Origin of the sequence: Permianibacter aggregans, assembly GCF_009756665.1 — a bacterium.
Lineage (GTDB): Bacteria > Pseudomonadota > Gammaproteobacteria > Enterobacterales > Permianibacteraceae > Permianibacter > Permianibacter aggregans.
This window is the reverse complement of the sequence record NZ_CP037953.1, coordinates 3,380,756-3,395,215: the sequence shown is the minus strand read 5'-3', so window position 1 is coordinate 3,395,215 and position 14,460 is coordinate 3,380,756. Positions and strand designations below refer to the sequence as shown.

Below are 14,460 nucleotides of genomic sequence, written 5' to 3'. Positions count from 1 at the left end.
GGTTGGAAATTGCAGGCTATTTTAGGGTATTAATCGCGGAAATTCACGGATCAACGCAACTGATCGCACCACAGGGGTGCGCATAAATATGAAGCCGCCCCAGAATGGGGCGGCTGAAGATTAACTTTTAAACAATCAATGATGTTTCGGGTACAAGTACGAGGCCAGCGCGGGTAACAACAGCACCGCGCCGAGCATGTTCAACAGGAACATGAACGTCAGCAAGCTGCCCATATCAGCCTGGAATTGCAGTGCCGACAGCATCCAGGTGGCAACGCCGATGGCCAGCGTCAAACCGGTGAACAGTACCGCGCTGCCGGTGACATGCAAGGTTTCGCGATACGACCATTGGACACTGTGACCTTCGCGCAGATAACGACGCATCTGCGAGAAAATGTAGATGCCGTAATCGACGCCGACGCCAACACCGAGCGCTACCACAGGCAAGGTGTAAACGGTCAGTCCGATGCCCATACCAGCCATTACGGCTTCAGCCAGTACCGACACCAGCATCAGCGGCAGCACAACGGCAATGGTGCCGCGGATGCTTCGGAAGCTCAGCAGACAAAGCAGGATAACGGCCGCATAGACACCACCGAGCATTGGCCACTTGGCCGCCGCAACCGCTTCATTGGTCGCCGCCATGACGCCGACCGGTCCGGTGGCCAAACGGAATTCCATGCCTTCTTGCGGATTCTGATCACGGTAGTCTTTGACTGCTTTGACGACGCGCTCAATGGTGTCGGCTTTATGGTCTTCGGTGAAGATCATGACCGGCACCACGGTGCAGGCCGCATTCAACAAACCGCTGCTGGTCGGCACCAAACGGGTGGCCTGGGCCAGCACCGCCTGATCACGCGACAGCACGCGCCAGTTCATATTGCCTTCGAAGGTTGCCGAATTCACCACTTTGGCGATGTCGGCAAGGCTGACCACCGACTGCACGCCCGGCACGTTACTGATATGCCAGCCGAATTCATCAATGGCATTCAGACGCTCATAGTTCGAACAGCTTTCCTCTTCCGACTCGACAATGACGGTAATCAGATCAACGCCAATCGAGAAATGTTCGGTGATAAAGCGGGTGTCCTGGTTGTAGACCGAATTCGGACGCAACTGCGGAGCGCCTGCCTGGGAATCACCGACAAACAGCTTCTGACCACCGATATAACCGACAACGAACAAACCGATACCGATGACAATCGGAATCCAGGCAAATTTGCGCAGCGACAGCGCCGAAATCTTGTCCCACCATTTCGCCTGCATCGCGTGTTGTTTGGCGATACGTTGATTGAAGCGCTCGGAAGGCTTCACCCAGCTCAGCAAGCATGGCAACAGAATCAGATTGGTGAACAACAACATGCCAACGCCGAGCGCTGCCGTTACCGCCAATTCCTGAATGATTTCAATTTTGATCAACAGCAGTGTCAGAAAGCCGACAACGTCTGACAACAAACCGGAAATGCCAGGGCCCCAGACACGGCCGCAGGCGTTCTTGATCGCCTCAAACGGCGTCAGGCCGGTCGATAGTTCGGTCGCGAACGCGTTGACCAATTGCACCGAGTGACTGACGCCAATCGCGAACACCAGGAACGGCACCAGGATCGACATCGGGTCGATACCGAAGCCCATCAAATTCAGCGAACCCAGCTGCCAAACCACGGCGATCAACGAACAGGTGATTGGCAAAAAGGTCAAGCGCGCCGAATGAGTAAACAAATACAGCAAGACGGCGGTAATCGCGATGGCAATCGCGAAGAACATCAACACACCGCGGGCACCTTCGGCGACATCGCCAATCATCTTGGCGAAGCCGATGATGTGCACTTTCACCTGGTCATTCTGATACTGGCCGCGGATTTGCTGTTCCAGATCCTGGGCAAACTTGATGTAATCGAGCGGCTCACCGGTCTGCGGATTGATGTCGAGCAATTGCGCCGTGATCATTGCAGCCGAGAAATCGTTGGCAACCAAACGGCCGACAATGCCGGCTTTCAGTACGTTTTCACGGACCCGCTCCAGATCATCCGGCTCGGCACGGAAATCGGCCGGCACGACCGGGCCGCCTTCAAAACCTTCTTCGGTGATTTCGGTGAAGCGAGTGTTCGGTGTGAACAGGGACGAGACCTGCGATTGATCGACACCGGGAATCGATTGCACGGCCTTGGTCACGGCTTCCAGGCGTTCAAAAAACACCGGGTTGAAAATATCGCCGGACGTATCCTGCAAGGCGATCAACACCCGATTGGCACCACCGAACTCCTGCTGGTGTTCGAAATACGTTTTCATGTATTCGTGCTCTTGCGGCACGTTTTTCGCAAAACCGGCATCAACACGGATCTGCAATGCTGAGGTCAGCATGTAAGCGGTAATCAGCGCGAAGATAATCACCACGGCAACGCGCGCCGAAATCAAACCATCGGCAACGCGGGCAAAGAAACCTTTTTTCATGGGAACTCCGACGGATTATTGCGCTGTAGCAGGCAGTTCAAGGACATGCAGACCATCTTCGGCAGCCACCAACAACTTTTCTTGTTCGAGTGTAGCGGCGGCAATGGCTTTGCGATTCGGGCGTTGTTTGACGGTGAACGTGCGACCATCATCAATACTGCGCAGGATGATGCCATCCATGCCAGTGATCACGACTTCCTTGCCATCAACAACGATGTTGTTCAGACCGGAACGAATATCGATATCTATCGTTTGCCAGTTCTGGCCGAGATCGTCGGAACGCAAAATATTGCCACGCATACCGGCGACGATCAGCGCGCCGCTCTCGGTTTGTCCTACCGCGAACAATGAACCTTCATAGGGCAATGGCAACGTGGTCCAGCTATCGCCATTGTCTTCGGAGCGGGCAACAAAACCGGCTTCACCGACCAGCAACAATGAACCGTCCTGCAACGGCAACAGCTGATAGAAATGCGGGAATCCGAATTCGGGAATTTCCAGTTCCGGGTGTTCTTCCTCCACCCAGCGATAACCGCCGTCGGTGGTTTTCAAATACAGGCCGTAGGCGCCAACGGCAAATGCCGTTTTCTGGTCAAGAAACACGATATCCAGCACCGGCTTTTCCTGCTCCGGTTCATTGCGCACCATTTTCCAAACCTGGCCACCATCGTTACTCAGCAGCAACACACCATCATGGCCACCGACAATGATTTGACCGTTACTGGCGGCAATCGAAGTCAGCGTTGCTCGTGTCGGGACTTGCACCTGTTGCCAGCTTTGTCCGTCATCGGAACTGACCAACACATGACCACGTTCACCCACCGCAACATGTTGCTCCGGTCCGGTGGCGACAATATCGAGCGCCAGCGATTTATCGGCACGTGGTGCGATCACCGAATCGAGTGCCGCGACGCCGCAGGCATGGCCGATTAATAAGCTGCCCAGCAGCCAGGAATAGAGGGGTTTCACTGAGAGTCTCCGGGTAATGCGATTGGGGCTTGGGTTGTTATGTTTGGCCCAAGTGTAACCGGTAGTCTGACCAGTATAAATAGAAACGGCCGGAAATCCGGCCGTTTTTTCACAGTCGTGAATATTAGCGTCGACCCTGACGGCGCAAGGCGTCCGGCGTGAAATCCTGGGCCGTGCGTTTCAGGTCGAAATCATAGACTTCGTCCTCGTTATCCAGGCCAATGGCCAGGTAACGGCGCGACTGCAGATCGTGGAACACTTCCAGCGTGGACCACAGAACCGGGATTTCATAATAGTTGATCGCATAGGCATGACCGACGCGCCACAACTCGTTACGCGAATCGTAGATATCGGTAACACCGACCTGCCAGCTGTCTTCGTCAACAAAGAACACACGCTTGGCATACGAATGCCGCATGCCGTCCTTCAATGTCGCTTCGACGACCCACACGCGATGCAATTCCCAACGCACAAACTCCGGATTGATGTGGTGCGGCTTCAGAATCTGATCGTACTTCAGTTCATCGGAGTGCAACTGATAAGAGTTGTACGGAATGTACATCTCTTTCTTGCCGATCAATTTCCAGTTGTAGCGATCCGGCGCGCCGTTGAACATGTCGAAATCGTCTGTGGTACGCAGGTTATCCGAAGCGGTACCCGGTGCATCATAGGCAACGTTCGGGGCACGACGCACACGCTGCTGACCGGTGTTGTAGGTCCAAGCCTGACGTGGTTTGGCGATCTGATCCATGGTTTCATGAACCAGCAACGCGGTACCGGCCAGACGTGAAGGCGACGTTACCCACTGCTTGAAGTAGAACAACAAGTTGTCCTGCTCCAGCTGCTCCGGCGTTTGACCCGGACGGGTGTAGTTCTGATCCAACTCATCACGGAATTTGACCATTGAGTAATTGCCGTTCGGCAATACCGCGGCCTGACCGGTATCACGGCCTACCGTGACACCACGGAAGCGAGTGATGTGGTTCCAAATTACCTCGACACCATTTTGGGGAATCGGGAATGGCACACCGACTGCAGCACCTTTGATGCCGTTACCACCATCGCGCAGTTCAGCGCGGGTGGCATTAACTTTGGTCGCCTCATAAATGTATTTCGGCGCTGCATAAGTACGGCGAGTCTGGTAGACGTTCATTTTGAACGTGTCCGGATACTGCTTGAACATCGCGACCAAACCTGGCGACAGCTGATCTTTGTAAGAATCAACATTCTTGGCCGTAATCGTGGTCAGGACTTTGTCATCCGGAAACGGGCTTGGGTGATGTTCACCCGGCTTGTAATTGGCCGGTGGCTTGGTAAGACCACCATCCCATGCCGGAATGGTGCCGGCTTTATTACCCGCTTTTTCAGCGCCGACTGGCGTCAGTTCATTACCCAAACGTGCTGCCTGTTCCTGGCTGACTTTCGCCGAGACACCGCCAGACAGCGCGACCAGCAGCGCACTGACGACGAGCGTTTTTTGCTTCAGCTTGTACATATAAGTATTCGCTCCCGTCTTTAAATGGAATAGCTAACAAAGGCAGAAATGAAGTCACGATCCGACAGTGGATCCTGCTCATCATTGCCAAAGTACGACACATAGGACACATCAAAGCGCCAGCGGTTCAGGTAGTCAAAACTGACACCCAATGTGGTACCCATCCGATCTTCCATAAAGTTCGAGATCGGTGCCGGTGTATAACCGGTTACGTCATGCGAAAATACGAAACGCGGCGTGACGTTGACACCAGCAAATGCGTCAAAGAATTCCCAACGGGCGACCAAGCGGTAACCGGCAGAAAAATCCGTCGCGAACTTATTGGTTTCGACACCTTCACAGCCACCGAACAGGCCAGGCGAAATGGCGCTTAAATTAACGCTTGGTGAGAAACAGGCACCCGTGGCCGGATTGACCGGTACGTTCCAGCCATCAGGCTGAGTACCGTTGTGACGCAGCGGATTGCCGGAACGCACGGTGCCCGCGACTTCAAAACGCAACTCGTCTTCGCTCGGAAGATCCGGAATATAGTTGGCACCAACTTCCGCCAACAGCAGGAATTGATCAGCGCCCATAAAGTTGGTGAACAACTTCGTGAACGTCATCTGCGCCTGATAGGTATCGAACAGACGATAGCCTGAAATCTCTTCACCCAATCCCGGTGCACCTGGGATCTGGCTGCCGTAAGGACCAGCGATGATGGCGCCGACCGGCTCCAGCGTTTTGAACAGGATTTCAACGTCATCGATCTGCAATGGTTCGTCCTGGCGATAGCTGACTTCACCGGCAATCGACCAGCCGCCATCGGTGGCCATGTTGAACGACATGCCGTACAGGGAAATATCTTCCAAATACTCAATAAAGCCCTCGACACGGCTACCGTTATGCGCAAACGCCGAAATAATCGGGCGCTTGTTGTGGTAGTTCAGGTAATAGAACGACAGCTCAGTGAAATCTTCAGTCAGGTAGTTGAAACGCAAACCGAATTGACCATCGTCAGAGGCCGTACGGTCGGCAAGTCGACATGCCTGAGTGGTCGGATTGTTTTCCGTGAACTGACCGAAACCCAGGTGAATAAAACCTAACGTGCCAAAGCACGGGGAACTCGGGTCTTCAACGCGGTTGTCGCCAATGAAATCCTGGGTACCAAAATAGGTTCCGGGTGAGTCGATAATGAATTTTTCGAACTCGAACTGGTAGTAAGCTTCCATACCAATCGATTCGGTCAGCTGCAGCGAGCCCCAGAGCATTTTGGTCGGAATGAATGCTTCTTTCAGCTCAGAACCCGGTACCCGCAGCTTCGATGCATCAAGCGCGTTGGCCTCAGAAATACTGTGCTGAATCAGTGTGCTTTCACCCCAGTTGACGACCTGTTCACCGAGGCGCATTTGGAACGGTGACTCACCAATATCGGTGCTCCAGAATACATAGGCGTCAAGGAAGCGCGCATCTTTGCCGTGTCGATCAAGGGCCGGCTGGCTCAATTGCCGGAACGGACGGGTTTCGTCCATCAACTCGGCGTCATACAGCCAGGTTCCACGCAGGAACAGACCGTAACCATCTTCGTGTTTCAGGTCGAGTTCGTGCAGGCCCTTGATCACGCGCGAAAAGGTTTCACCCTGATCGAAGTTAAGGTTGCCGTCATCGTTGTTGGTACTCCAGGCACCGACCATGTTTTCGGCAGCGGGTACACCGCCGGCCACCGGAGTGCCGGCTGGGAAGAAAAAGCGGTTCGATGGATTGATGTACTGTGGATTATTGGTTGACTTGCCCACTTTGCTGGCATCGCGATCTTCAACACGCCAGCTGGCGCCAGCGGTGAATGTGGAGTCAAAGCTGCCTGACCACTTCTCTGTGGAAATTTCCACGGCTTGCGCGCCTGGGGCAGTGAAAACCGCAGCGACTACGGCCGCCGCCACTGCGCTCATAACTGGCGTACGACGCGCCCCCTGATTGAAAAACCCTGTTTTTGTCATTGTCGACCGTCCCCACGATGAGTTGGAAATGTGCGATCGTCGCCTGCGCTCAACTGAGCAGACCACAGACGAGCATTTACACGATGGCCGATACTAACAACAGGTTTTGAGGGCCGCAAGCGGCCAGAGGTCTGGCCGGTTAAACTATCAGCAAATATCAGAAAATTCCGTAAATTGCTGCTTTGCAGCAGAAAGAGAATGGCGAAATTATTAGCTCAGGCAATCTGGCTTGATGAGGAAGACTCTTCCAAACGCTTGCGCAAAAATTTACCGCATTCATCGGCGTTCAGCGGTCGTGAGAACAAGAAACCCTGGACGATCTGGCAACCCTGCTTATGCAGAAACTGTTGCTGCTCGGCCGTTTCAACCCCTTCGGCGACCACATCCAGCTTCAGCGCATGCGCCATACGGATAATCGCTGACACGATCGCCACATCTTCATCGTCACCCGGCACATCCTGAACAAAGCTTTTATCGATTTTTAGTGTCGAAATCGGGAATCGTTTCAAGTAACTCAGCGACGAGTAACCGGTACCAAAATCATCAACCGACAAGGTCACGCCCATTTCCCGCAATTCATTCAGCGTACGCATGACCGCCTCTTGATCTTCCATCAAAAAACTTTCGGTCAGTTCAATTTCGAGACCACGCGCCGGCATCTTCGTTTCCGTGAGTATCTCGCGTAAACGCGAGGTGAACTTGGCGCTGCGGAACTGTCGGCCGGAAACGTTGACGGCGATATAACCTGGCGCAATGCCTTCGTTGAACCATTCGACGTATTGCTGACAAGCGCGCTTCAACACCCAATCGCCGAGCGCGAGAATTTGTCCGTTCTCTTCCGCAAGTCCGATAAATTCCGCCGGTGACACCAAACCACGCGTACCAGACTCCCAGCGCACCAACACTTCCAGGCCCACGACTTGATTGGTGGCCAACGACATCTGCGGTTGAAAATGCAGAATGAACTCCTGACGTTCAATGGCAAATCGCAAATCGCGCTCCAGCCCCAAACGAGCCATCGCCATTTGCTGCATTTCCGCAGTAAAAAATTCGTAGGTGTTGCGCCCGCTATCCTTGGCGCGGTACATCGCCGCGTCGGCGTTGCGGATCAACTCTTCCGAGGTTTCGCCATCGCCGGGGAAAATGCTGATGCCGATGGAGCCGCCAACGATGCAGTCATAACCATCGATATTGAAAGGTCGTGACAACACCTTCAACACGGTTTGCGCCACCGTGCCGGCGTTTTTTGCGCCGTATATTGGCGACAAAATCATCGCGAATTCATCGCCACCAAAGCGGGCGATGGTATCGCTCTCGCGAATGCAGCCGTTCAGCGTATTGGCGACGTTAATCAGCAACTTGTCGCCGGCTGAATGGCCCATACTGTCATTAACGTTTTTGAACCGGTCCAAATCAATAAACAGCAGTGCCAGCGTGGTGCCTTCGCGCTTGGCACGCGCCATGGCCTGACCAAGACGGTCGACAAACAAGGTTCGATTTGGCAATTGCGTCAGGCCATCGTAGTTAGCTTGGTAATTCAGCCGCTCCTCTGCGCGCTTGCGCTCGGTGATGTCGGATGCCATGAACACGTATTCAATGACTTCATTTTGCTCATTGCGCACCGCGCTGATCGTCGCCCATTGCGGGTAGATGGCACCGTCGCGACGACGACTCCAGATCTCACCTTGCCACACATTTTCCTGCTCGATCTGATTGAAAATATGATCGTAGAGTTCGGCCGGTTGCTTATTGGAAAACAATAATTTGGGCGGCTTGCCCAGCACATCATTGGGCTCGTAACCGCTAATGCGGGTAAACGCTTTATTGGTCATGCGAATGCGTTTCTCGGCGTCGAGCACCAGAATCGCATCGGACGCCGCCTCAAATACTACAGCAGCTTGGCGCAGAATCTCCTCGCGCTTGCGAGATTCGCTGGCATCGCTGAGCGTAACCAATAATCCGGCTTGCGGTTTATTCGGGTCCAAACAACTGAACACCAGTTCACACCAAATCGATTTGCCATCCGAGCGCTGCAATGCCGTTGCCGAGGTCACCTTGGCGTTGGTCAACAATGGCATCAGTGCTTCACTGAGTGCTTGCTCAAAGCTGCTGCCAACGCCGAACACGTCGCTGATCAGCGAATTTTCAACCTGGGTGCGGGTTTTCGCTAATAAAAAGCAAAACCCTTCATTGACTCGTGTCACACGCCGGCCATGCAGCACCATGATGCCGAGCGGCACCCGAGACATCACGAGTGATGGCAAATCTTCGTTGCTGGACAACATGAACTCTGAGATTTCCAACGCCATCAGTGGCGCTGAAGATTCTTCTATGCCAATGACCGGATAAGCGGTCAAATCCAGACGTTTCTTGCCAATTTCCAATGCGCCGTGCCAGCTTTTACCAATCAAACAGCGCTGGCGCAATTCGGCCCAGGCATGAGGTACCGTAAGCAACAAACTGATATCGATGGTTTTCTGTTTCAGCGCATCGGGATGAATGCCACACAACCGAGCAAAATCACCGTTGACCGCGAGTACCTGACCTTTGACATCGACCAGCACCGCAGACCCTTGGCCGGCACTGGCCTGCCAATGCGCCACGCGAGAATCCAGGGAACGGGAAAACTTGAATCGTTTGATGGCCCGCCAGAACAGTAAAAGCGCCGCCGCCAGCAACAGGCTGGCTAATGCCTTGAACAGCCATGGCGCCGCTTCCAGCTCAATCCAGAGTATGGCGCCAGCCAGCAGGATCAGGCTGAGTATCGATAGCAAGGAGTGTTGTTCAACACCATTACGCGCCATGACCACTCCCAGTGTCGAGTGGCATGTTAACTGCCCTTTCTACGCCATCAGGACGGATTCTTCGCATCGAATACCCTCATTGCCCAACTGCGCCAGAATAGGCTGATAAATTTCAGGTGTCACCGGCAGAATGCTGCCGCGACGCGCAATGCCACCGTCGAGCAGCAGCTGCACAGCCAGCGCGCAAGGAATACCGACGGTTTTCGCCATCGCAGTCGGGCCGTTCGGCTCGCCTTCACAGATCAACGTTGAATACCGCCACTCGCGTTCGCCATTGCTGCGCTGGATCAGGAATCGGTGTTGCAATACCACCATATCGGTTTCTCCCGGTGCGTAACGCAGCTTGGCCAGCAGTTCCTGGCAAAATGCATCAATCACGGTACCAACCTGTGGCATCGGTTGCTCGCCTCTCATGCCGAGCCAAGCGAGCGCCTGCTCCGTTTCCAGACTCAGCACCTTGATGTTGTTTACCGTCATCGCCGCTGCCAACCAATCATTCCACGAAACCGGTGGTTGTCCCGGCTGCAGCATGGCATTTGGCGTGACGTCCAGCAGACCAACAGCTTTGCATTCGTCCAGCATTGCACAGAATCCGGGATAACGCAGCGTGCCGCGCAACATCGTCTGAACTTCACGTAGACCATAGACTTCCCGATAACCGACCGAATCACGATTCGGGTAGCCTTCCAACTGCAAATGTTCATCGACTTGTAACGCCACGGGATTGCGCAACAAATTTTCTGCCGGAATATGAATCAGCTCGCCATCCTTCAGATAGGTTGCGGAATTCAGCAATGCCTGCAATACCGAGCGCGGCGCCCAGGAAAATTTGTATCCGAACGGATTGTTGTTGCTGGTCGGCGAAGGCAATCCTCCACACCAGGATTCAAACGCCAGCACCTTGCCGTGTTCAGCATGCACCTCGTCGATGATTTTCATTGCCGACAGATGATCGATACCCGGATCGAGACCGATTTCATTGAGTATCGTGATGCCGACCGATTTCGCTTCAGCATTTAGCGCCTTGATCTCGGCATTTTCATAGCTGGCAGTGACCAGATGACGACGATGGGCAATGCACTGCCTGGCCACCAGCACGTGAAACTGATACGGCACCAGTGACACAACAACATCGTGATCGGCGACCAATTGCCCAAGCTGCGAAGCGTCCTGAACATTGACTTCAGCGGCGTTGACACGTGACCTGCCTGCGGCCAGTTTTTCGGCCTCTCGCAGAAATTGGCTGGCCAATGTCAGCTCGTTTTTCGGATCGCGCATCAATACGCTGACTAATGGACCAGCGACGAAACCAGCTCCCAACACCAGAATCCTTGCCATCGTGTTCCCCTGTTCAAGTTGGTATCCATTATGGCAAATAATGTTTGCCCGGGGCGTGGGATCCTGCCCGGTAACATTGCCATCGAGGCCGTTGGGCTGATTTGATAGAGGAAAAAGAAAAGGGCCCAATGGGCCCTTTCAATGATGTTGCTAGTCGTTTTTCTTGGCTATTCGAAATCGGATTATTTGACCGCCCAACGGTTGGTTTCCGCCACACGGGTTTTGCTCGGTTCCAACGCAAAGAAACGCTTTTGCAGGTCGATGGCGGTTTCGGCGTTGGCTTTGCCCAGCACACCATCCTTGAACTGCGCAGTCGGAGGCCGTTGACCTACCCAGGTGCTGATCAGCGCTTCATAAAAGGCTGCGCGGCTGGGGATACGTTTGATTTCCTTGCCATTGATGCCGATAACCAATCCCACATCCGGCAGAAAGTCCAAGGTTACCTGGTCGCCCTTCTCAAGCGTTTCCGAGAAGGTACCGACGAAATCCTGGATTTCCTTGCCCATCGAACCGAGCACTTTACGATCGTAGTTGATCGCCATGCGTTCACGGAAATGTTGGGCAAAGCGACGGCCGTAGAGTTTGTCGACAGTGACCCGGATGTCCATGCGCTTGCTCCAGAGCGAGGTGGCGACCACATCGTCGGTAGCACTGCGGTGTTCGAGGTAGAGCGCGCCCATATAGAGGCTGCCGTTAAGTTCAAGCGCTTCACCGACACCATTCAGGTGCACTTCGGTGCCGTTCGCAAGCTTATAACTGGTATTGGCTTGAATTGGCGTCGCCAACAGTGACAAGCCGACCACCAACGTGGTCAGGTACTTCAGGATTGACACGTGGACTACCTCCCCCGTGAACATCGGATACCACGCTTCATGCGCGACGGATGATCCGACGAACCAACGCCGCTCGCTTCCATGGCTTACGGTCACTATTCGGCACAACATATCAAGCTTGAACGGCACGTCAAGCTCTTTTTCGCATGGCGACAAAAAAAGCAAGTGCACAATTACCAAATTTCGGCCATCAATTTTCGTTGCCAATCAACGGTTTGGCAGGTCTGCTTCGGTCACGGTCGAGTGGTTGCAGGTCGCTCCGCCCAAGTGCCCCACCATATTGCAAGGTCCGGTTCGGGCATCAAGCTGGGCCTGAATCAGCTGTTGCCAACCTAGCCTGATGGCAGCTGGCGAGCTCGGCAGCACGAAAATCACGGTGCTATTGCTGATGCCGGCAAACGCGCGCGATTGCATGGCGCTGGAACCAATATCAGCAAATGACAGCCGCCGAAACTCTTCGCCAAACCCTTCAACGGGTCGGTCGAACAGCACTGAAATCGCGTCTTCGCTGATATCGGTATCGCCCAAACCGGTGCCGCCCGTGACGATAATCACCTGAATTTGCTGATCAGCAATCCAACCAGCAATGCGGGCACGCAACAGGTATTTGTTTGGTCGCAGCAGCTCACGATGCAAGCAGCGATGCCCCGCCTCAGCAATGGCGTTGGCGAGCCATAAAGCGCCATCATCGGTGTCCAATGTGTGTCGGTCGGATACCGACATCAGCGCGATATTCAACGCTTGAAACGGTTTATTCTTGTCGGCGCGACTCATCAGGACTCCTCGCTCAGCAAAGATTGTTGCAGCATCTGCTGCCATTGTTGGGGGGTATTGGCATTGACAAACTGGTCACGCAGTTCGGTAGACAAATCCATTGCGTGCGCACCGACCAAACGCCACAATTCTCGCACCGAAACCGATGCAGATGGATCGCGAAGCAAAACTTCGGCGTGTTCGACAATTGTTGGCAAATCATTGATCACCGCCGGCAATGGCCGCTCGGCGAAATGCACGGCCGGCGCATTCACGGCGAATAGTTTTTGCAGCGTGTTGATTCGCAGCAAAGGCATATCGACCGGCACGAACAACACCGAAGCCTTGGTTTTCAGCGCAAGCAGATGGGCGCAAACGGCATGCAGGGCGCCGACCGGGCCACGATCGACGAACCGATCCGGCACAGATCTCAAACCACCGTCACGGCCGCTAACCCACACCTCGTCACAGCAGCGCTGCACTATCTGCTGCGCATGCTGCAGCAGTGGTTGGCCGTGAAAATCCAGCAGAGCCTTGTCGCGCCTCATCCGCGAACTTTTGCCACCGGCCAACACGACGCCGATACGCATCATCACTCCATTCCCGCATCAAGTAATGAGCAGTAATGCACCAGATCACCATTGGCAAAATGGGTGCGGCCTTCATCAAGCACCAGCCAGGCATTGCTATCGATCAGCGGTTTAATTTTGTGAGACTCCTGACCACCCTGCACTTCAATAATCGTTCGACCGCTGTCGTCCGATTCAGAGTGCGCTTTCAAGAAAAAGCGCCAATCGGCTTTCGGTTTGTGCAAATATCCGCGCAGCACTGCAGTTGCCAAGTTCGCCTCTGGCAAACCCTGCAAGCGACGCAGAAATGGCGTCACAAAGAAGCGCAGGCCAACGGCCGTCGATACCGGATTGCCGGGCAAACCAAAAAAGAACACGTTACTCGGCAAGCGGGCAAATAAAATCGGCTTACCCGGTTTTATCGTGCATTTATGGAAAATAATCTCGCCGCCAAGTTCAGCAATAACTCGAGGAATAAAATCGAAATCACCAGCGGAAACGGCACCGGTGGTCAGCACGATGTGAGGCTTGTGCATCGCCATCGCCGACTGCAAAGCAGTGATAAATTCATTTGGCTCATCGCGCACCTGACCGCCATAGATCGCGCGCACCTGCATGCTGGCGAGCGCGGCTTGCAGGAATGGTGAATTGGAATTGCGGATCTGCCCCGGTTGCAGCGGCGTTTGCGCGCTTTCGACCAGTTCCGAGCCGGTAGCGAAATGCAGCACCCGCGGTTGTTCGACAACGTTGACGGTATCGATACCGGTACTGGCCAATGCCGCAATCATTGCTGGCGTCACCCGTCTGCCCGCTTTGGCAAACGTTTCGCCTTTTGCGAAATCTTCACCTGCCTTGCGAATATGCGCGCCCGCTTCGCAAGCGCTGTCGATGCTGATCAGCTCACCATCAACGCTGACGTTTTCGATCGGATAGATGGCATCGTAACCAGCTGGCACTGCGGCGCCAGTCATGATTCGCCAAGCCGTTTTTTCGATTGAGGTCGGTTTTGCTGGCGCCTCGCCAGCGGCGCTACTGCCAGCAATACGCAAACGGATGGGCGCCGTGTTACTGGCCGATTGCACATCCTGATGACGCACAGCGAAACCATCCATCGCCGAATTGGCAAACGGCGGAATGGTTTCTTGGGCTAGCACCGGTTCGGCCAACACCCGGTAGAGCGCTGACGCAACCGGCACGGATTCACTGACCAAACGTTCGGCATGCTGTTGCAACAAACGCTGCGCTTCGGAAAATGAAATCATCGTCGCCATC

The 14,460-nt window shown here is 54.2% G+C and carries 10 protein-coding genes; all 10 read right to left on the bottom strand.

Features of this window, described 5'->3' with window-relative positions; genetic code table 11:
- Positions 1-135 precede the first annotated feature (135 nt).
- Positions 136-2,451: an efflux RND transporter permease subunit gene (locus E2H98_RS15355; protein WP_133593543.1), complete on the bottom strand. Its 2,316-nt coding sequence runs from the start codon at positions 2,449-2,451 to the stop codon at positions 136-138.
- Between the two features lie 15 nt (positions 2,452-2,466).
- Positions 2,467-3,420 carry a WD40/YVTN/BNR-like repeat-containing protein gene (locus tag E2H98_RS15350; RefSeq protein ID WP_133593545.1) on the bottom strand — a complete coding sequence of 318 codons (954 nt, stop codon included), beginning with the start codon at positions 3,418-3,420 and terminating at the stop codon, positions 2,467-2,469.
- Positions 3,421-3,544: 124 nt separating this feature from the next.
- Positions 3,545-4,915 (bottom strand): DUF1329 domain-containing protein, encoded by a 1,371-nt coding sequence (locus E2H98_RS15345; protein ID WP_198325142.1) that lies wholly within the window; start codon positions 4,913-4,915, stop codon positions 3,545-3,547.
- A gap of 20 nt (positions 4,916-4,935) precedes the next feature.
- Entirely contained in the window at positions 4,936-6,843 is a 1,908-nt protein-coding gene (locus E2H98_RS15340) for a DUF1302 domain-containing protein (protein ID WP_408634849.1), read from the bottom strand.
- Positions 6,844-7,106: 263 nt separating this feature from the next.
- On the bottom strand, positions 7,107-9,695 hold the full coding sequence (locus E2H98_RS15335) for a sensor domain-containing protein (RefSeq protein ID WP_133593549.1): 2,589 nt from the start codon (positions 9,693-9,695) through the stop codon (positions 7,107-7,109).
- A gap of 39 nt (positions 9,696-9,734) precedes the next feature.
- Positions 9,735-11,033, bottom strand: a complete 1,299-nt coding sequence (locus E2H98_RS15330; RefSeq protein WP_133593551.1) for a saccharopine dehydrogenase C-terminal domain-containing protein — start codon at positions 11,031-11,033, stop codon at positions 9,735-9,737.
- Positions 11,034-11,215: 182 nt separating this feature from the next.
- The gene (locus E2H98_RS15325) at positions 11,216-11,866 is read right to left on the bottom strand and encodes a chalcone isomerase family protein (protein ID WP_157591412.1); all 651 of its coding nucleotides are present in this window, start codon (positions 11,864-11,866) and stop codon (positions 11,216-11,218) included.
- A 207-nt stretch (positions 11,867-12,073) separates the two neighbouring features.
- On the bottom strand, positions 12,074-12,640 hold the full coding sequence (locus E2H98_RS15320) for a molybdenum cofactor synthesis domain-containing protein (protein WP_133593555.1): 567 nt from the start codon (positions 12,638-12,640) through the stop codon (positions 12,074-12,076).
- On the bottom strand, positions 12,640-13,212 hold the full coding sequence (gene mobA / locus E2H98_RS15315) for a molybdenum cofactor guanylyltransferase (RefSeq protein ID WP_157591411.1): 573 nt from the start codon (positions 13,210-13,212) through the stop codon (positions 12,640-12,642). Before mobA ends, E2H98_RS15320 begins: the two co-directional genes overlap by 1 nt.
- Positions 13,212-14,450 (bottom strand): molybdopterin molybdotransferase MoeA, encoded by a 1,239-nt coding sequence (locus tag E2H98_RS15310; RefSeq protein WP_162848226.1) that lies wholly within the window; start codon positions 14,448-14,450, stop codon positions 13,212-13,214. Before E2H98_RS15310 ends, mobA begins: the two co-directional genes overlap by 1 nt.
- Positions 14,451-14,460 lie beyond the last annotated feature (10 nt).